The organism is Cupriavidus lacunae (assembly GCF_003353055.1).
In the GTDB taxonomy this organism is placed as follows: domain Bacteria; phylum Pseudomonadota; class Gammaproteobacteria; order Burkholderiales; family Burkholderiaceae; genus Cupriavidus; species Cupriavidus lacunae.
Genome location: NZ_QKWJ01000015.1, coordinates 13,014 through 32,333 on the forward strand (window position 1 = coordinate 13,014; position 19,320 = coordinate 32,333).

At 66.2% G+C, this 19,320-nt stretch carries 19 protein-coding genes; 1 reads left to right on the forward strand and 18 read right to left on the reverse strand.

Annotated elements, in window-relative coordinates; translation table 11 throughout:
• Positions 1–6 precede the first annotated feature (6 nt).
• The 12 genes from DN412_RS14380 to urtA form a co-directional block, all read right to left on the reverse strand.
• Complete coding sequence (locus DN412_RS14380) at positions 7–699, reverse strand: urease accessory protein UreF (protein WP_115212258.1); 693 nt, start codon at positions 697–699, stop codon at positions 7–9.
• 9 nt (positions 700–708) lie between these two features.
• Positions 709–1,344 (reverse strand): urease accessory protein UreE, encoded by a 636-nt coding sequence (gene ureE / locus DN412_RS14385; RefSeq protein WP_115212259.1) that lies wholly within the window; start codon positions 1,342–1,344, stop codon positions 709–711.
• Positions 1,345–1,373: 29 nt separating this feature from the next.
• Positions 1,374–3,092 (reverse strand): urease subunit alpha, encoded by a 1,719-nt coding sequence (gene ureC / locus DN412_RS14390; protein ID WP_279635191.1) that lies wholly within the window; start codon positions 3,090–3,092, stop codon positions 1,374–1,376.
• The gene (locus tag DN412_RS14395) at positions 3,089–3,394 is read right to left on the reverse strand and encodes an urease subunit beta (protein ID WP_018313224.1); all 306 of its coding nucleotides are present in this window, start codon (positions 3,392–3,394) and stop codon (positions 3,089–3,091) included. The genes ureC and DN412_RS14395 overlap by 4 nt, the downstream gene beginning before the upstream one ends.
• A gap of 11 nt (positions 3,395–3,405) precedes the next feature.
• Entirely contained in the window at positions 3,406–4,017 is a 612-nt protein-coding gene (locus DN412_RS14400; protein WP_115212261.1) for a HupE/UreJ family protein, read from the reverse strand.
• Between the two features lie 52 nt (positions 4,018–4,069).
• Entirely contained in the window at positions 4,070–4,372 is a 303-nt protein-coding gene (locus DN412_RS14405) for an urease subunit gamma (RefSeq protein WP_013956041.1), read from the reverse strand.
• A gap of 41 nt (positions 4,373–4,413) precedes the next feature.
• Positions 4,414–5,283, reverse strand: a complete 870-nt coding sequence (locus DN412_RS14410) for an urease accessory protein UreD (protein ID WP_115212262.1) — start codon at positions 5,281–5,283, stop codon at positions 4,414–4,416.
• A 148-nt stretch (positions 5,284–5,431) separates the two neighbouring features.
• On the reverse strand, positions 5,432–6,124 hold the full coding sequence (urtE, locus tag DN412_RS14415; protein ID WP_078195748.1) for an urea ABC transporter ATP-binding subunit UrtE: 693 nt from the start codon (positions 6,122–6,124) through the stop codon (positions 5,432–5,434).
• 2 nt (positions 6,125–6,126) lie between these two features.
• Complete coding sequence (gene urtD, locus DN412_RS14420) at positions 6,127–6,975, reverse strand: urea ABC transporter ATP-binding protein UrtD (RefSeq protein ID WP_010809104.1); 849 nt, start codon at positions 6,973–6,975, stop codon at positions 6,127–6,129.
• Positions 6,972–8,177, reverse strand: a complete 1,206-nt coding sequence (gene urtC / locus DN412_RS14425; protein ID WP_115212263.1) for an urea ABC transporter permease subunit UrtC — start codon at positions 8,175–8,177, stop codon at positions 6,972–6,974. The genes urtD and urtC overlap by 4 nt, the downstream gene beginning before the upstream one ends.
• Complete coding sequence (urtB, locus tag DN412_RS14430) at positions 8,177–9,793, reverse strand: urea ABC transporter permease subunit UrtB (protein ID WP_425267418.1); 1,617 nt, start codon at positions 9,791–9,793, stop codon at positions 8,177–8,179. Before urtB ends, urtC begins: the two co-directional genes overlap by 1 nt.
• A gap of 155 nt (positions 9,794–9,948) precedes the next feature.
• Positions 9,949–11,205 carry an urea ABC transporter substrate-binding protein gene (gene urtA / locus DN412_RS14435; RefSeq protein WP_078195744.1) on the reverse strand — a complete coding sequence of 419 codons (1,257 nt, stop codon included), beginning with the start codon at positions 11,203–11,205 and terminating at the stop codon, positions 9,949–9,951.
• A 445-nt stretch (positions 11,206–11,650) separates the two neighbouring features.
• On the opposite strand from urtA, the gene DN412_RS14445 reads away from it, so the two are divergent.
• Complete coding sequence (locus tag DN412_RS14445) at positions 11,651–13,699, forward strand: gamma-glutamyltransferase family protein (protein ID WP_115212266.1); 2,049 nt, start codon at positions 11,651–11,653, stop codon at positions 13,697–13,699.
• Positions 13,700–13,771: 72 nt separating this feature from the next.
• Here the strand turns inward: DN412_RS14445 and cyoD are convergent, their stop codons facing one another.
• The 6 genes from cyoD to DN412_RS14475 all read right to left on the reverse strand — a co-directional run bounded on the left by cyoD (position 13,772) and on the right by DN412_RS14475 (position 19,298).
• Complete coding sequence (gene cyoD, locus DN412_RS14450; RefSeq protein ID WP_115212267.1) at positions 13,772–14,140, reverse strand: cytochrome o ubiquinol oxidase subunit IV; 369 nt, start codon at positions 14,138–14,140, stop codon at positions 13,772–13,774.
• Positions 14,140–14,784 carry a cytochrome o ubiquinol oxidase subunit III gene (gene cyoC / locus DN412_RS14455; RefSeq protein WP_078195742.1) on the reverse strand — a complete coding sequence of 215 codons (645 nt, stop codon included), beginning with the start codon at positions 14,782–14,784 and terminating at the stop codon, positions 14,140–14,142. The genes cyoD and cyoC overlap by 1 nt, the downstream gene beginning before the upstream one ends.
• Before the next feature lie 5 nt (positions 14,785–14,789).
• Positions 14,790–16,763, reverse strand: coding sequence for a cytochrome o ubiquinol oxidase subunit I (cyoB, locus tag DN412_RS14460; protein WP_115212268.1), 1,974 nt, complete (start codon positions 16,761–16,763; stop codon positions 14,790–14,792).
• Between the two features lie 8 nt (positions 16,764–16,771).
• Positions 16,772–17,743: a ubiquinol oxidase subunit II gene (gene cyoA, locus DN412_RS14465; RefSeq protein ID WP_115212269.1), complete on the reverse strand. Its 972-nt coding sequence runs from the start codon at positions 17,741–17,743 to the stop codon at positions 16,772–16,774.
• 602 nt (positions 17,744–18,345) lie between these two features.
• Entirely contained in the window at positions 18,346–18,822 is a 477-nt protein-coding gene (locus tag DN412_RS14470) for a MaoC family dehydratase (RefSeq protein ID WP_078195740.1), read from the reverse strand.
• Positions 18,823–18,854: 32 nt separating this feature from the next.
• Positions 18,855–19,298 (reverse strand): MaoC family dehydratase, encoded by a 444-nt coding sequence (locus DN412_RS14475; protein WP_115212270.1) that lies wholly within the window; start codon positions 19,296–19,298, stop codon positions 18,855–18,857.
• Between the last annotated feature and the right edge of the window lie 22 nt (positions 19,299–19,320).

Below are 19,320 nucleotides of genomic sequence, written 5' to 3' on the forward strand. Positions count from 1 at the left end.
GTCGGTTCAGGATCGGAACAGCCGGGAGTACTGCGTTTCGTGGCGCGCGGAAAGCAGGCCCAGCATCGGGGAAAGGGTGGAGAGTTGCGGCGGCGTGGCGTCGGCGCGGCGTGTGGCTTCGTCGACCGTGTCGAGCACCGCGCCATGCAGGCGCCGCAGCATGTGCTGCCCCGCCACCTGGCCCAGCGGCACCGCCTTGATCGCGGCGGCGACCTGGTTCTCGGCCCAGTTGAAGCAGTAGGCAGCGAGGCCGCCGCGGGCATCAATCTGCAGCGCCACGCAAGCGGCCGTGAATGCGGTCGGCAGGCAGACTGGCGACAGGGCCGCGAGCGCATCACGCAGCGCGGGCGTACCCCACTCCATCTGCGCAATCAGCCTCGCCAGCGACCAGCCCATCTGCTCGGTCTCGAGCCGCAACTCGGAAGTCTCGCGCGTGGCGTGGAACCAGTCGTTCCAGACCCCGACTTGCGTGGCGTCGCCGGCTTGCCAGTGGCGCTGCACCAGCAGCCACAGCGGCGCTTCGCATTGCGCCTGCACCTGCAGCAGGTTGTCGCGGATCCAGCGCTCGGCGGTCTGCGCATCGTGCACGCTGCCGCATTCGATCGCTGCCTCAAGGCCCTGCGAATAGCTGAAGCCGCCGATCGGCAGGGAGGGCGATGCCAGGTGGAGCAGCGAGATGAGTTGGGCAAGGCCGGTCATGCCATGCAATCAATGCTTGTGCCCACAGTGCTCGTCGTGGACATGGTGCGGATCACCGTGATCGTGGGAGTGGGAATGCGCGTGGCCGTGATTGTGGGCATGGTCATGCGAATGCCCGTGTTCGTGCCCATGATGCTCCTGAAACACCGCCTGCGCCGCCGCATAGTCCTCCGCAAACGTCGCATCGTGCCCATGCTTGTGCCCGCCCCCATAGGCTCCCGCCTCCGGTTCGAACGGCAGCTCGGCCCGCTCCACGCGCACGCCCAGCCGCTGCAGCATGTCGGCCAGCACCGGGTCGTGTTCCAGCCGCAGGTAGTCGCGCCCGATCTCCACCGGCGTATGGCGGTTGCCGAGGTGATAGGCCGCGCGCATCAGCGCATGCGGATCTTCCGCGCGCACTTCGAGCACCGCTTCAGCGGCGGCCTGGACTTCCACGAAGCTGCCGTCTTCGGCCACCAGCAGGTCGCCGCCGCGCAGCACGGTGCCGCGCGGCAGGAACAGCGCGGCTTCGTCGCCGTTGTCGAGCAGCGCGCGCAGGCGGCTCTTGCTGCGCTCGGCGAAGGGCAGGACCAGCTTGGGCGCGCGGCGCACCAGCACGGGTGCGATGCCGTGCGGGGCGCTCAGGGATTTGTCGATCTTCAGCATGGGCGATCCGGGGCGCCTGCCCCGGCCAGTCAGAACAGGAAATAGCGCTGCGCCATGGGCAGCTCGGTAGCGGGCTCGCAGGTCAGCAGCTGGCCGTCGGCGACGACCTGGTAGGTCTCCGGGTCGACCGTGACATGCGGCTGCCAGTCATTGTGCACCATGTCGCGCTTGCTCACCGTGCGCGTGCCGCGCACCGCCGACAGCGTCTTGGCCAGGCCGTAGCGCTCGCCGACGCCAGCCGCCAGCGCCGCCTGCGACACAAAGGTCAGCGACGAGCGGTGCAGCGCTCCGCCGGCGGACGCGAACATCGGCCGGTAGTGCACCGGCTGCGGCGTCGGGATCGATGCATTGGGGTCGCCCATCGCCGCCGCGGCGATCATGCCGCCCTTCAAGATCAGGCTGGGCTTGACGCCGAAGAACGCCGGGCGCCACAGCACCAGGTCGGCCCACTTGCCGACTTCGACCGAGCCCACTTCATGGGCGATGCCGTGCGTCAGCGCCGGGTTGATCGTGTACTTGGCGACATAGCGCTTGACGCGGAAATTGTCATGTCCGCCGCGCGCATCGTTGGGATCGCCCGGCAGCTTGCCGCGCTGCGCCGCCATCTTGTGCGCGGTCTGCCAGGTGCGGATGATGACCTCGCCGACGCGCCCCATGGCCTGCGAGTCGCTGGAGATCATCGAGAACGCGCCCAGGTCGTGCAGGATGTCCTCGGCGGCGATGGTCTCGCGGCGGATGCGGCTTTCGGCGAAGGCGATGTCCTCGGCGATCGACGGGTCCAGGTGGTGGCACACCATCAGCATGTCGAGGTGCTCGTCCAGCGTGTTGACCGTGTACGGGCGCGTCGGATTGGTCGACGACGGCAGCACGTTGGCCTCGCCGCAAACCTTGATGATGTCGGGGGCATGGCCGCCGCCCGCGCCCTCGGTGTGATACGTATGGATGGTGCGGCCCTTGAAGGCGGCGATGGTCGCCTCGACAAAGCCGGCTTCGTTGAGCGTGTCGGTGTGGATCGCCACCTGGGTGTCGGTCGCGTCCGCCACCGACAGGCAGGTATCGATCGCCGCCGGCGTGGTGCCCCAGTCCTCGTGCAGCTTCAGGCCGATGGCGCCGGCTTCCACCTGCTCGAGGATCGGCCCCTGCTGGCTGGCGTTGCCCTTGCCCAGCAGCCCGATATTCATCGGGTAGGCGTCGGCCGCCTGCAGCATGCGCTCCATGTGCCACGGCCCCGGCGTCACGGTGGTGGCGAAGGTGCCGGTGGCCGGGCCGGTGCCGCCGCCGATCATGGTGGTGACGCCGCTCATCAGCGCCTCTTCGATCTGCTGCGGGCAGATAAAGTGGATATGGCTGTCGATGCCGCCGGCGGTGACGATCATGCCTTCACCCGCGATCACCTCGGTGCCCGGTCCGACCACGATGGTCACGCCCGGCTGGATATCCGGATTGCCGGCCTTGCCGATCGCCGCGATGCGCCCCCCTTTCAGGCCGATATCGGCCTTGACGATGCCCCAGTGGTCAACGATCAGCGCATTGGTGATGACGGTGTCGACGCAATCCTTCGCCATGCGCTGGCTCTGCCCCATGCCGTCGCGGATCACCTTGCCACCGCCGAACTTCACTTCCTCGCCGTAGATGGTGAAGTCCTTCTCGACTTCGATGATGAGCCCGGTATCGGCCAGCCGCAGGCGGTCGCCGGTGGTCGGGCCGAACATCTCGGCATAGGCCTGCCTGGAGATCTTTGCCATCACAGCGCTCCCATGATCTTGCCGTTGAAGCCGTAGACGATGCGGTCGCCGTCCAGCGCCACCAGTTCCACCGTGCGTGTCTGGCCGGGCTCGAAGCGCACCGCAGTGCCGGCGGCGATATTCAGGCGGAAGCCGCGCGCGGCTTCGCGGTCGAAGGCCAGCGCGGTATTGGTCTCGTAGAAATGGAAGTGTGAGCCGACCTGGATCGGCCGGTCGCCGGTATTGGCCACCGTCACGCTGACCGTGGCGCGGCCGGCATTCAGTTCGATCTCGCCGTCGGCGGGCATCAGTTCACCGGGGATCATGGCGGTCCTCCTCAGGCTACCAGCAGGCCGGCGCCATACAGCGCCACGCCCGCACCCGCCACGCGTGCCAGCCAGCCGGCGTGGCGGCGCAGCAGTGTGCCGGCGCCGATGCCCAGCAGGTGCAACGCCATGGTGGCGAGGGCAAACCCGCCTACATAGGCCAGCACCGCAGGCAGCGCGCCCGCAGTGGCGGGCAGTTCCGCGCCGTGGGCATATCCATGGAAAACGGCAAAGCCGCCGACCAGCAGCGTGCCGGCCCACGCCGGCAGCTTCGCGCGCAGCGCCAGCAGCAGGCCGATCACCAGCAAGGAAGCGGCGATCATCGGCTCGACTGCCGGCAGCGCCACACCGGACAGCCCCAGCGCAGCCCCCACCAGCATCAGCGCCACGAAGGCCAGCGGCAGGCGCAGCGTATCGGCGGCCGAGCGGGCGATCAATGCGCTCCACACCCCTACCGCCGCCATCGCCAGCAGGTGGTCGGCGCCGGTGAACGGGTGCGCCAGGCCAGCCCACAGGCTGGCGCTGACGGTGGCGGCATCGTGGCCGGGATGTGCCAATGCGGCGCCGGCGGCAACGGTCATGGAAGTGCCCAGGGCAAGGCGCAGGCAGGCGGTACGGTTCATGTCGGCTCTCGGGTTGGTCTTGTTGTCGGGATCAAATCGGGATCGATCGTGTTCAGACAATGGGATGGTGGACGGTCACCAGCTTGGTGCCGTCTGGAAAGGTGGCTTCGACCTGGATCTCGGGGATCATCTCGGCCACGCCATCCATCACGTCCTCGCGGCTCAGCACGGTGGTGCCCTCATGCATCAGCTCGGCGACGGTGCGGCCATCGCGCGCGCCCTCCATGATGGCGGCGGTGATCAGCGCCACCGCTTCCGGGTAATTGAGCTTGAGCCCGCGTGCCTTGCGCCGTTCGGCCAGCAGCGCGGCGGTGAAGATCAGCAGCTTGTCTTTCTCTCGCGGCGTCAGTTCCATCTCTTGTTCCTGGTTCTTGTGTCGTGTTGTCTCTTGGCTGCCTACGTGGCCCACAGCCGCAGCGGCCGCGCCGCAACACCGTGGATCGGCATGCGCAGCGCCTGCCAGCTGTCGACCATGACGTGGCGCACGGCTTCCATCTGCCGGCCCAGAACACGTAGCAGCAGCATCGACTGGCCGCTGGCGGCCAGGCAGGTCACGCCGGCGCGCAGCTCCGGCGTATAGGGCAGCCGCTCGGCGAGCGATTCGGCCAGGTCCTGCGTGGCGCCCTCGCCCACTGCCCATAGCGTGCCCAGCACGTTGAGTCCATCGAGCCCGCCCACCGCGGTGCGCAGCGGCGACGCCGCTTCAAGATGCGATTGCTCGATCCACAGCGCGCGTTCACCGGCGCCGATGCGCGTATCCAGCCACAGCGCGCCGCTGGCCCATTGCTCGCCCGACGCCTGCCGGCCCAGCACCACCGCATCCCAGCCGATGGCGCTGCCTCCCGGCGCCACGTCGAGCACCGTCGAGATACGTGCCCGCGCATCGTCAAAGACGATGTTCTCCTGCGGCAGCCAGTCCAGCCGCGCGCCCGCGCCCACCGTCAGGCGCACGTGCTGAGCTGCCTCGCGGCCGAGCGACTTGTACCACTTGGTGGCGCCGGGCGTGGCCAGCACGGCGTGCGCGCCAGCCTCCACGGTCACGTCGATATCCAGGCTGTCGCCGCCCGCCACCCCCGCAGGCGGATGCAGGATCACCGCGTGGCAGATGCCGCCTTCCGGATACAGCGGCTTCTGCACCAGCAGCGGCCCCTGGTGACGCCGCTCGGTCAGCGCGGTGCGTTCGCCGCGCTGCGCAAAGCGCAGCCGCAGGGTGGCCTGCCATGCGGCGGGCACGGCGAGGGCGGAAGGGAAATCGGGGTGACGCATGGCAAGGAAAGCCGGCGGAGGGGCGCGCGCAATGGCGGGAGTTGCAGGCAATCATAGCGCGCCGCCCGCCTGGGCGGAAGCGGCGTGTTAGTGACGCGTGTTACCGACGCGTATTACCGACGGTCCCCGGCCTTGCGGCTGGCCTGCCTTACACGGCGATCAGCTCCCGCACGCCGTCCTGCTCCATGCTGGCGCCGGCACCCCGCGCCACCACTTCGCCGCGGCTCATCACCACGTAGTGGTCGGCAATATGCCGCGCGAACTCGTAGTACTGCTCGACCAGCAGCACCGTCATGCCGAACTCGTCGACCAGCAGGCGCAGCGCCCGGCCGATGTCCTGGATGATGGAGGGCTGGATGCCTTCGGTGGGCTCGTCCAGGATCAGCAGGCCCGGCTCGCTCATCAGCGCCCGGCCGATCGCCAGTTGCTGCTGCTGGCCACCCGACAGGTCGCCGCCACGGCGCAGGCGCATGGTGCGCAGCACCGGGAACAGCTGGTAGATCCGGTCCGGCACGCCCGACGGCCGCGCCCGGCTGGCCGCGCCGATCAGCAGGTTTTCTTCGACCGTCAGGCGCGGGAAGATCTCCCGGCCCTGCGGCACATAGGCCAGCCCGGCCGAGACGCGCTCATACGGCGCCTTCTTCTCCAGCGCCTGTCCCGCCCACTGGATGCTGCCGCTGCGCGTGGGCACCACGCCCATCAGACACTTGAGCAGCGTGCTCTTGCCCACGCCGTTGCGCCCCAGCAGCGTGGTCAGCTTGCCGGCGGGCACGTCGAAGCTGACATTGCGCAGGATATGGCTGCCGCCGTAGAACTGATTCAGTGCATTGACCTGCAGCATGCTTATCTTCCCAGGTAGGATTCGATCACGCGCTCGTCGCGCTTGACGCTGTCGAGCGTGCCTTCGGCCAGCACGCTGCCTTCCGCCAGCACCGTGACCTGGCCGGCGTCTCCCGCCAGTGCGGCGACGAACTCCATGTCGTGCTCGACCACCATCATCGAGCAGCTGCCGCGCAGGCCGTTGAGCAGCGCCGCCAGTTGCATGGTCTCTTCATCGGTCATGCCGGCGACCGGCTCGTCCAGCAACAGCAGCTGCGGCTGCTGCATCAGCAGCATGCCGATCTCCAGCCGCTGCTTCTGCCCATGTGAAAGCAGGCCGGCGGGCCGGTAGGCCTCGGCCTCCAGCCCGGTCAGCGCCAGCGTTTCCTCGATGCGGCGATGGCCCTCTGCCGTCAGCCGCGCGCGCAGCGACGACCACCAGCGCTTGTCGGCCTTCATCGCCAGCTCCAGGTTCTCCCACACCGCATGCTGCTCGAACACCGTCGGCTTCTGGAACTTGCGGCCGATGCCCACCTGGGCGATGCGCGGCTCGGTCATCCGCATCAGGTCGATGGTCTGGCCCAGGAACACGCGCCCGCTGACATTGGCGTTGCGCGGGCCGGTCTTGCCGGTGATGACGTCCATCATGGTGGTCTTGCCCGCGCCGTTGGGGCCGATCACGCAGCGCAGCTCGCCATGGTCGATCGACAAGGTCAGCTTGTTCAGCGCGCGGAAGCCGTCGAACTGCACGGTCAGGTCTTCCAGGTACAGGATCGGCCCGTGCGAGACATCGATGGTGCCGGGCTCGACGATGCGGCCCAGGCCGGTGGCGTCACCGCTTTCGGCCTGGCCATGCTGGAGTGCGGCGTTCATGCTTCACCTCCGGTGCGGCCCGCCACGGCAGGCGCTGAAACAGGTTCTGCTGGTTGCGGTGCGGCGGGTGCGCGCCGTTCACGCAGGCGCTGCCAGAGGCCGGTCACGCCATCGGGCAGGTACAGCGTTACCAGCACGAACATCGCTCCCAGCAGGAACAGCCAGTATTCGGCGAAGTGCGCGGTGAACAGCGTCTTGGCGCCATTGACCAGGAACGCGCCAATGATCGGCCCGATCAGGGTGCCGCGCCCGCCCACCGCGACCCATACCGCCATCTCGATCGAGTTGCCGGGCGACATCTCGCCAGGGTTGATGATGCCCACCTGCGGCACGTACAGCGCCCCGGCGATGCCGCACAGCACGGCCGAGAAGGTCCAGACAAAGAGCTTGTAGCCCAGCGGGTTGTAGCCGGAGAACATCACGCGCATCTCGGCGTCGCGCACCGCGGTGACCACGCGGCCGAGCTTGGAGGTGACGATGTAGCGGCAGGCGATAAAGCCCGCCAGCAGCGCCAGGAAGGTCAGCACGAACAGCGCCGCGCGCGTCTGCGGCGCGGCGATGGCATAGCCCGCGATGCGCTTGAAGTCGGTGAAGCCGTTGTTGCCGCCGAAGCCAGTCTCGTTGCGGAAGAACAGCAGCATCGCCGCATACGTCATCGCCTGCGTGATGATCGACAGGTACACGCCCTTGATGCGCGAGCGGAAGGCAAAGAAGCCGAACAGCCATGCCAGCACGCCCGGCACCAGCACCACCAGCAGCAGCGCGTAGCCAAGGTGCTCGGTGCCATGCCAGAACCACGGCAGCTCCTTCCAGTCGAGAAACACCATGAAGTCCGGCAGGTCGCTCTTGTAGACCCCTTCGCGGCCGATCGCACGCATCAGGTACATGCCCATGGCGTAGCCGCCCAGTGCGAAGAACAGCCCGTGGCCCAGGCTCAGGATGCCGCAGTAGCCCCACACCAGGTCCAGCGCGATCGCCGCCAGCGCAAAGCACATGATCTTGCCGACCAGCGTCAGCGCATAGGCCGACAGGTGCAGCGGATGGCCCTCGGGCAAGACCAGCGCGCACACCGGCACGCCGATGGCGACGATCACCGTCAGCGCCACCAGCACCAGCCACCCGCACCGCGAGAACAGCGCCTGGCGCTCGGGCACGGCAAGCCGGAACGGCGTGGCCGGAGAATTCGATTGGAATCGCTGCATCATGCCTCCGCGCTGCGCCCCTTGAGCGCGAATAGTCCCTGCGGCCGTTTCTGGATAAACAGCACGATCAGCACCAGGACAAAGATCTTGGCCAGCACCGCGCCATAGAACGGCTCGATGAACTTGTTGATGAGGCCCAGCCCGAAGGCGCCGACGATGGTGCCCGCCAGCTGCCCCACCCCGCCCAGCACCACCACCATGAAGGAATCGATGATGTAGGCCTGGCCCAGGTCCGGGCCGACATTGCCGATCTGCGACAGCGCGCAGCCGCCCAGCCCGGCAATGCCGGCGCCAAAGGCAAAGGCGTAGCTGTCGACCTTCCAGGTGCGCACGCCGACGCAGGCCGCCATGGTGCGGTTCTGCGTGGTGGCGCGCACGAACAGCCCCAGCCGCGTGCGGTTCAGCACGGCCCATGCCACCGCCACCACCGCTAGCGCGAACAGGATGATGACGATGCGGTTATACGGGATCACCAGGCCCGGCATCCATTCGATGCCGCCGCTCATCCACGCCGGGTTGGCCACTTCGACGTTCTGCGCGCCGAACAGCGTGCGCACCGCCTGCATCAGCAGCAGGCTCACGCCGAAAGTGGCCAGCAGCGTTTCCAGCGGGCGGCCGTACAGGTGGCGCAGCACCAGCCGCTCCAGCACGAAGCCGACCACGGCTGCCGCCAGGAACGAGGCCGGCAGTGCCGCCGGCAGGTACCAGTCGAACGCCCCCGGCGCGTAGGCACGGAACAGCGACTGCACCACATAGGTGGCATAGGCGCCGATCATCAGGAATTCACCGTGCGCCATATTGATGACGCCGATCAACCCATAGGTGATGGCCAGCCCGAGCGCGGCCAGCAGCAGCACGCTGCCCAGGCTCAGGCCCGCGAACAGGTTGCCGATCAGCTCGGCGCGGCGCTGGTCGCCGCGCAACGTGTCCAGCGCCTGCTGCGCGGCCAGGCGCACGGCGGCGTCGGGCTCGCGATAGTTGCCAGCGCTGTCGCGCTCCATCAGCGGCGCCAGCTTCTGGCGGCTCTGCGGGTTGCTGTCGCTGCCGAGGATACGGATGGCTTCAAGCCGCGCATCGCGCGCTGCGGGGTCAGCCGGCCCGGCCAGCACCAGGTTAGCCCAGATCACGTCCAGGCTGGTGCGCAGGCCGGCATCGGCCTCGTTCTTGCGCGCGGCTTCGACCGCCGCGCGCGAGGCGCTCTCGGGCTGGTTGCGCAGCGTGGCGATGGCCTGCGCGCGCACCGCGATATCGGGCGACTGCAGCAGCATGCTGCTGGCGGCGCTGTCGACCAGCGCGCGCAGGCTGTTGTTCAGGGTCAGGGATTCGAGCTCGTCGGCCTTCACCGCGACGGGCTTGCCGGTGATGGCATCGACGGTCTTGCCGCCATCCTGGCGCACCATGCCGACCGATGGCGCGTATTGCAGCGCGTCGTCCTGCAGGGCCTTCAGGATCGGGCCGGCCTGTTCGGGCGGGGCCTTGGCCAACGTGGTCAGGGCCGCGGTCTTGGCGTCGAAGTCGTCTTCGGCCAGCGGCTTCAGGTCGGCCTGCGTCAGCGCCGCGGCCCAGGGCGCCGCGGCCAGCAGCAGCGCTGCCAGCATGGCACGCAGCCATGACATGGCGGTGATCGGAAAAGGATGACGCATAGAGGCTGGCGACAGTAGTGGCGCTTAGGTGCGCCTTGTTCTTGTTAGCTGCAGGATGGGAGTCGACGCGCTCCCTCCCCCGGCATGCGGGGGCAGGGAGCCGTCGCCGGCGAGCGGACTGTGTCGGCTTACATCACCTTGTCCGGCTTGCCCTCGTTACCCGCGATGAACGGGCTCCACGGTTGCGCGCGCACGGCCTTCGGCGTCTTCCACACCACCGAGAACTGGCCGTCGCCCTTCACTTCGCCGATCATCACGGGCTTGTACAGGTGGTGGTTCTCGCCCATGGTCAGCGTGAAGCCGTCCGGTGCCTTGAAGGTCTGGCCGTACATGGCGGCGCGCACCTTGTCGGTGTCCGTCGTGCCGGCCTTCTTCACGGCCTGCGCCCACATATGGATGCCCACGTAGGTGGCTTCCATCGGGTCATTGGTCACGCGCTTGTCGCCGCCGGGCAGGTTGTTGGCCTTGACCCATGCCGCCCACTGCTTCTTGAAGGCTTCGTTCTCGGGGTTCTTGACCGACATGAAGTAGTTCCATGCGGCCAGGTGGCCCACCAGCGGCTTGGTGTCGATGCCGCGCAGCTCCTCCTCACCCACCGAGAATGCCACCACCGGCACGTCCTTGGCCTTCAGCCCGGCGTTGCCCAGTTCCTTGTAGAACGGCACGTTGGAGTCGCCGTTGATGGTGGAGATCACCGCGGTCTTGCCGCCCTGCGAGAACTTTTTGATATTGGCGACGATGGTCTGGTAGTCGCTGTGGCCGAACGGCGTGTAGACCTCTTCGATGTCCTTGTCGGCCACGCCCTTGCTCTTCAGGAAGGCGCGCAGGATCTTGTTGGTGGTGCGCGGATAGACATAGTCCGTGCCCAGCAGGAAGAAGCGCTTGGCGCCGCCGCCTTCCTTGCTCATCAGGTATTCCACCGCCGGGATCGCCTGCTGGTTGGGCGCCGCACCGGTATAGAAGACGTTCTTCGACATCTCCTCGCCCTCGTACTGCACCGGATAGAACAGCAGCGAATTCAGTTCCTCATAGACCGGCAGCACCGACTTGCGCGACACCGAGGTCCAGCAGCCGAAGGTCACCGCGACCTTGTCCTTGCTGACCAGCTGGCGCGCCTTCTCGGCAAACAGCGGCCAGTTCGACGCGGGGTCCACCACCACCGGCTCCAGCTTGCGCCCCAGCACGCCGCCGCTCTTGTTGATCTCGTCGATGGTCATCAGGGCCACGTCTTTCAGCGACGTCTCCGAAATGGCCATGGTGCCCGACAGCGAATGCAGGATGCCGACCTTGATCGGCTCCTTGGACTGCGCCAGCGCCAGCGGGCTGGTACCGATCATCGCCGCGGCGGCTATCGCCGACAGCTTCAGCATGTCACGTCGTTGCATTTTGCAGCTCCCGTTTGTCGTGTTGGTTAGGGACTACGCTCCCCGGAGGATGCTTCTGCAACTAGCGTGCCATGGCGCGCTGCCGGCCCGCGCACGGCCACAAGCGGCATGGCTGGGCAAACCCGGCCCACGGACAGTGTGCGCACCAAGGCCGTGCACGAAGGATTCGCACTGCAACTGTGCGCGCAGGGAAATGGGGTCGATCGCGGTGCATCGCGCCCGGGATCGGGACACTGCCTGCTCCATCGTGGCGCCGTGCCCCGCGGAGACGGCGGACGCCTCAGGAAATTAAGTAGTCGCTTAACCCAGAGTTCGAATGCATGTAAATCAGTACATTCAACGATTAAGGTGCTTGCCTTAGAGGATTACGGTGCACATTGGCCGACGTCCATCCCTGCACGACGCGGCCGCGCATTTCCCGGGCCCACTAGAAAAAGGAAAAACCATGCCGTACGCTGCCGATCCCAACGCTTCACCCACCGATCCGCGACCGCCACGCCAGCCCCTGCCGCATTCGACGCATCGCCTGGCCACGCTGGCGCTGGCGGTGCTCACCCTGACGCTGGGCGCCTGCGGCGGCGGCGGCGACGATCCACCGGCCCAGCCGCTGTCCACGACGACCGCTGGCTGCGAACTGGACGGCACCACTGGTGGCGAAGCCGTGGTGCTGCCGGGCGACCCCAACGCGCCGGAGCAGGCCACCGGCTATGCGCCAAAGTCCACGGTCTATAGCAAGACCTATATGGCGGTGACCAACAACCCGATGTCCACCAAGGCAGCGTGCGACGTGCTGAAGGCCGGCGGCACCGCCGTGGATGCCGCGGTGGCCGCGCAGATGGTGCTGAACCTGGTGGAACCGCAGTCGTCCGGCATCGGCGGCGGCACCTTCATCATGTATTACGACGCCGCGACCAAACAGGTCACGGCCTACGACGGCCGCGAGATGGCCCCCGCAGGCGCCGACGAGAACTACCTGCGCTGGAAGTCCGCGACCGACCAGACCACGCCCACCCCCACTGCCATACGCAGCGGCCGCTCGATCGGCACGCCCGGCACGCTGCGCGTGCTGGAACTGGCCCACGGCGAGCACGGCAAGACCGCGTGGAAGGACCTGTTCATGCCCGCGATCAAGCTGGCCACCGATGGCTTCGCGATTCCGCCGCGCATGGCCGCCGCGATCACCGGCACCGCGACCGTTGCCAACATCAAGCGCGACCCCGAGATGGCCGCCTACTTCCTGAATGCCGACGGCACGCCGCGTGCGGTCAACACCATCATCAGGAATCCCGCGCTGGCCAATGTGTTCACCGCGGTTGCCGTCGGCGGCGCGGACGCGTTCTACAAGAACGGCCCGATCGCGCAGGCCATCGTCGACAAGATCCAGACCACCTATGACGGCAACACCACGGCCGGCGTGACCACGCTGAGCGACCTGGCCAACTACCAGGCCAAGTCGCGCAAGCCGGTCTGCACCACCTATCGCCAGTACGAGGTGTGCGGCATGCCGCCGCCGTCGTCGGGCGGCATCGCGGTGGCGCAAATCCTGGGCATTGTCGAGAACTACGAGATGTCGCGCTATGCGCCCACGCTGGTGGACAAGAACGGCGGCCGGCCCAGCGTGCTCGGCGCGCACCTGCTTGGCGAAGCCGGCCACCTGGCCTATGCCGACCGCAACAAGTACGTGGCCGACACCGACTTCATCGGCCTGCCGGGCGGCAGTTGGGAAAGCATGGTGAACAAGCCCTACCTGCGCCAGCGCGCCGACCTGATCAGCACGGTCGGCTCGATGACCACGCCGGTGGCAGCGGGCAACCTTGGCAACGTGCCGCTGGCGCCATCCTCCGTGGACGAGCACGGCACCACCCACCTGTCGCTGCATGACAAGTACGGCAACGTGGTGTCGATGACCACCACCATCGAGGCCGGCCTGGGCTCGTACCACATGACTAACGGCTTCCTGCTCAACAACCAGCTGACCGACTTCAATGCCGATCCCGCGCCCGGCGGCGTGCTGGTGGCCAACCGCCTGCAGCCGGGCAAGCGCCCGCGCAGCTCGATGGCGCCGACGCTGGTGTTCAAGCGCAATGCCGACGGCACGCGCGGGGACTTCTACATGACCACCGGTTCGCCGGGCGGCGCCACCATCATCCAGTACGTGGCCAAGACCCTGGTGGCATCGCTGGACTGGGGCATGGACGCGCAGCAGGCGGTGTCGATGATCGACTTCGGCGGCTCCAACGGCGCCGGCTCGGCCATGATCGTCGGCGGCGAGCATCCCAATGTCGATACCAGCACGCCGGCCGGCGGCCAGCCGGGCGACAACGACCCGCTGGTCAAGGGCCTGCGCAACCTGGGGCACACCGTGAACATCGCGGCGCAGTCCAGCGGCCTGAGCGCGATCATCCGCACCACCATCGGCAGCTCGACCACGCTGGTCGGCGGCGCAGATCCGCGCCGCGAAGGGGTGGTGCTGGGGGATACGTTCAAGCCGTGATCCGGCCAGTTGGCGCACCAATGAAAAAGGGGCCCCGCGAGGGGCCCCTTTTTTATGCCAGGACGCCAGTCCTTACATCACCATCATGTTGGCGTTCAGGTTGTGCATGATCCACAGCGAACCCGCCACCACGATCACCAGGATCAGCGCCGTGAACAGCAGCGCGATCACGTTGCTGCGCTGCCCGGACGACGAGTCCAGGTGCAGGAAGTACTTCAGGTGGACCAGCATCTGGGCCACGGCCATGCCGAGGATGATCCAGAGCATGGTGCCCTTGTCCATGGTGCCGTCCATCACGATCTTGAACGGGATCACCGTCAGGATCACGGCCAGGATGAAGCCGATCGCGTACGACTTGAAGCTGGCGTGGCCGCCTGCGTGGCTGTCATGCGCGTGCGAATCGTGGGCGCCGTGCGCCGCCGGTGCGTTGTGTTGTGCCATCACAGATGTCCCATCAGGTAGACCACGGTAAACACGCCGATCCAGACCACGTCCAGAAAGTGCCAGAACAGCGACAGGCAGGTCAGGCGCTTGGTCAGGGTCGGGGTGATGCCCTTCTTCGACAGTTGCCACATCAGCACGATCATCCACAGCATGCCGCTGGCAACGTGCAGGCCGTGAGTGCCGACCAGGGTGAAGAACGACGACAGGAACGCGCTGCGGCCCGGGCCGGCGCCTTCGGCGATCAGGTGATGGAACTCGTTGATTTCCATCGCCATGAAGCCCAGGCCCAGCAGGAACGTGATGCCGAGCCACACCATCACGCGGCTCAGGCTGCGGTTCTGCAGCGAGATCATCGCCATGCCGTACGTGATCGAGGAGAACAGCAGGATGAAGGTCTCCACCAGCACGTAGTTGAGCTCGAACAGCTCCTTCGCCGACGGGCCGCCTGCCAGTTCGCCGCGCAGCACGGCGAAGGCCGCGAACAGTCCGGCGAAGATGATGCAGTCGCTCATCAGGTAGATCCAGAAGCCATACACCGTATTGGCACTGGTATCGTGGTGCGCGTGGTCATGGCCGTGCGCGTCGGCATGAGCCGAGGCGCCTGCCTGCGCGGGGATGCGGTCTAGGACTTGAGTCGACATGGTTCTTAGGCCTGCGAAGCAATGCGCTGCAGATGGCGCGTTTCGATCTGCTCGACCTCGGTGGCCGGCACGTAATAGTCGATGTGGTCGTCGTTGCTGCGGTGGATGAACGCCCAGATCATGCCCACCAGGCCAACCACGACCAGCCACCAGATATGCCAGGTCAGGGCAAAGCCGAACACCAGGCTGAAGACGCCGATGATGAAGCCCGCGCCCGTGTTCCTGGGCATATGGATCTTCTCGTAGCCTTCGGTCGGCAGGGTCTCGCCACGGGCCTTCATGTCGGCGAACGCGTCCAGGTCACGCACCACCGGGGTGTGCGCGAAGTTGTAGAACGGCGGCGGCGACGAGGTCGCCCACTCCAGGGTGCGGCCGCCCCACGGGTCGCCAGTCACGTCGGCCAGCTTCTTGCGGTCGCGGATCGACACGACGATCTGCAGCACCTGGAAGAAGATGCCCAGCGCCACGAACACCACGCCGACCACGGCCAGGTACAGCCACGGCGTCCAGGCCGGGTTGTCGGTGTGGTTCAGGCGACGGGTCATGCCCATCAGGCCCAGCACGTACAGCGGCATGAAGGCGAAGTAGAAGCCCACCAGCCAGCACCAGAAGGCGCACTTGCCCAGGCGCTCGTTCAGCTTGAAGCCGAACGCCTTCGGCCACCAGTAGGTGATGCCGGCCAGGTAGCCGAACAGCACGCCGCCGATGATCACGTTGTGGAAGTGGGCGATCAGGAACAGGCTGTTGTGCAGCACGAAGTCAGCAGCCGGCACGGCCATCAGCACGCCGGTCATGCCGCCGATCACGAAGGTGACCATGAAGCCCAGGGTCCACAGCACCGGCGAGGTCATCTGTACGCGGCCGCGGTACATGGTGAACAGCCAGTTGAAGATCTTCACCCCGGTCGGGATGGAGATGATCATGGTGGTGATGCCGAAGAACGCGTTGACGTTGGCGCCCGAGCCCATCGTGAAGAAGTGGTGCAGCCACACGACGAACGACAGCACCATGATGGCGGCGGTCGCGTACACCATGCCCTTGTAGCCGAACAGCTTCTTGCCCGAGAAGGTCGAGATGATTTCCGAGAAGATGCCGAACGCCGGCAGGATCAGGATGTACACCTCAGGGTGGCCCCAGATCCAGATCAGGTTCACGTACATCATGGCGTTGCCGCCACCTTCGTTCGTGAAGAAGTGCATGCCGAGGTAGCGGTCCAGGCCCAGCAGCGCCAGGGTCACGGTCAGCACCGGGAAGGCGGCCACGATCAGCACGTTGGTGCACAGCGCGGTCCAGGTGAACACCGGCATGCGCATCAGCGTCATGCCAGGCGCGCGCATGCGCAGGATCGTCACCAGGAAGTTCACGCCGGTCAGCAAGGTGCCCAGGCCTGAGATCTGCAAGCTCCAGAGGTAATAGTCCACCCCTACCCCCGGGCTGTAGTCCAGCCCCGACAGCGGCGGATAGGCCAGCCAGCCGGTCTTAGCGAACTCACCGACGCCCAGCGAGATGTTGACCAGCATGGCGCCCGACACGAACAGCCAGAAGGACAGCGTGTTCAGGAACGGGAAGGCCACGTCGCGCGCGCCGATCTGCAGCGGCACGACCAGGTTCATCAGGCCGGTCATCAGCGGCATGGCCACGAAGAAGATCATGATCACGCCGTGGGCGGTGAAGATCTGGTCGTAGTGCTCTGGCGGCAGGACGCCGGTCGCGCCATTGGTGGCGAGCGCCAGCTGGGCGCGCATCATGATCGCGTCGGAAAAGCCGCGCAGCAGCATGATCAGGGCGACCAGGCAGTACATCACGCCGATCTTCTTGTGGTCGACCGAGGTGAACCACTCGTTCCAGAGGTAGCCCCACTTCTTGAAATAGGTGATCGCGCCTAGCAGCGCGGCACCGCCCAGGGCGACGCCGGCCAGAACGACCATGATGATCGGCTCATGAAACGGAATCGCCGACAAACTCAACTTGCCAAACATCATTGCTCCTAGGATTGCGCGCCCAGCACCGGCTGCTTGGCCGGCGTGGTCATGGACAGCTGCTCTTCACCGAGGGTGTTGCGCGACGTGCAGATCGGGCCGCCCTTGAACCCGTCGGCGGCCAGTGCGGCGCCGCTGTGGCCCATGTACTTGTGCAGGACGTTGTGGAAGAGCTGGTCTTCCACCTTGCCGTAGTACGTGACCGGCTCCTGCTCGCTGGGTTGTGCCAGCGTCTTGTAGCCTTCAACGCCCAGTTCGGTGGACGAGGCGCGAACCTTGGCGACCCACTGGTCGAACTCGTAGTTCGACATGGCCATCGCCTTGAACTTCATGCCCGAGAAGCCACCGCCGCTGTAATTGGCGGACACGCCGTCATAGGTGCCGGCATGGTTGGCGATCAGGTGCAGCTTGGTCTCCATCCCTGCCATGGCGTACACCTGGCTGCCCAGTTGCGGGATGAAGAACGAATTCATGATCGCATCCGAGGTGATCTTGAAGTTCACCGGGGTGTCGACCGGGAAGGCGATCTGGTTGACCGTGGCGATCTTCAGTTCCGGATAGATGAACAGCCACTTCCAGTTCATCGCCACCACCTCGACGGTGACCGGCTTCTTGCTGGATTCGAGCGGCTTGTACGGGTCCAGGTCGTGCGAGGACTTCCAGGTGATGATGCCCAGCGCAATGATGATCAGGCAGGGGATCAGCCACACCACCACTTCGATCGCGGTAGAGTGCGACCAGTCGGGTTCATAGCGTGCCGAGGTATTGCTGGCGCGGTACTTCCAGGCAAACACCAGTGTCAGGACGATCACCGGGAGCACCACCAGCAGCATCAGCCAGGTGGCAATCAGGATGATGCCTTTGATGTCGACGCCGACCTGCCCTTTCGGGTCGAGCAGCGTCAGGTTGCAGCCGGCGAGCAGGAGCAGGCCAAGGCAGGGAAGGCACCGCGTCCAACGCGGCAGTATGGGTTTCTTCATGTCACGACTGGTTTGGTTACACCGCGCTTCGGGCAAAAGCGTGGCTAAACCGCCTGATGCTCGCGCAAGAGGCGTGGGGCTGAGGGAAAACCGGAAGGACGTGTCCTTAGCTGGCGTTGCGGTCTGGCGGCGAATCGAGCGCCGGGGGACCATGCGGCCTTGCAACGCCATGAACACGGAAGGACAACTGACTGCGCGCGCTGCTGGCCCTGTAGGACCTTGCCGGCGCTGCGGCACCTGGCCGAAACCGCGAACGGTCCCGGCTAAGTACAGCGGCCGGGTAGCGTTGGAATACGAGGTTTTTGCACTTCCCGACGGACCTGCCTTCATGGCAGGCGCGGTTTTCGGCCGGGGAGCGCAACACGTAAAACATCGTGGGCGCGACTGTACCGCAACGCAACATTAGGGGTAAACCCAACGCCACAGAACACACTGTTCAGCTAAACGGACAATCAACGCACTGGCGCATCAAATTGGCCTGGATCCACGTCAACATCACAAAATTAACTATAAATATGCAGAAAGCCGCGCTTTACGCGGCCTTCCAGGGTGCGACATGGCCGTGTGGCATATTGTCGCACCGCATCAAACTGCGTCGCAGGTCACCCGTAGCGGCGGGTAATCGACTCGGCGATGCACACCGGGCGGTCGCTGCCCTCCCGTTCCACCGTCACTTCCCAGGTGGACTGCGCGCCCACCAGCTCGGGCGAGTTCGGCAGCGGGTCAAGGCGCTCGACCTTCAGCAACTTGATACGCGCGCGCAGCTTGCTGCCCACTGGCACGGGTGCCGTGAAACGCACGCGGTTCAGTCCGTAGTTGACGCCGATCTTGGATGGCATGCTCAGCGCGTTGTGCATGAACTTGGGCAGCAGCGACAACGTCAGGAAGCCGTGGGCGATGGGGCCGCCATAGGGCGACTCCTTCTTCGCCCGCTCCACGTCGATGTGGATCCACTGGTGATCGCCGGTGGCGTCGGCAAACTGGTTGACCTGCTGCTGGGTCACCTCGATCCAGTCGCTGACCGCGACTTCCTGGCCCTGCAGGCCTTCCAGTTCTTCCAGCGTTGCGATGGTACGCATGTCGATAGTCTCCTCGTGACGGTTAGGTGTTCTTACGCGGGCCGGCGGCCGTACATGCCCATGCCCTTGACGGTGCAGACCAGTTCGCCGCGCTGGTTGGTGGCTTCCCACTGGGTATGCACCACGCCGCGGTCCGGCTTGGACTGCGACGGCCGGGTATCCAGCACATTGAGCACGACGCTGAGCGTGTCGCCGGCATGGACCGGCTTGAGCCAGCGGATCTCGTCCACGCCCGGCGAGCCCATGCTGGCGGACTTGCCGGTGGTGCTCAGCACCAGCAGGCGCATCATGATCGAGCACGTCATCCAGCCGCTGGAGATCAGGCCGCCATAGATGCTTTTGGCGGCGGCCTCCTTGTCGATATGGAACGGCTGCGGATCGTACTGGCGGGCAAAGGCCAGGATCTCTTCCTCTGTGACGAGGTAGGAGCCGAGTTCACGGCGGCTGCCGACTGCAAAGTCCTCGAAATACAGCATCGGTTGTCTCTCTGTAGTGATT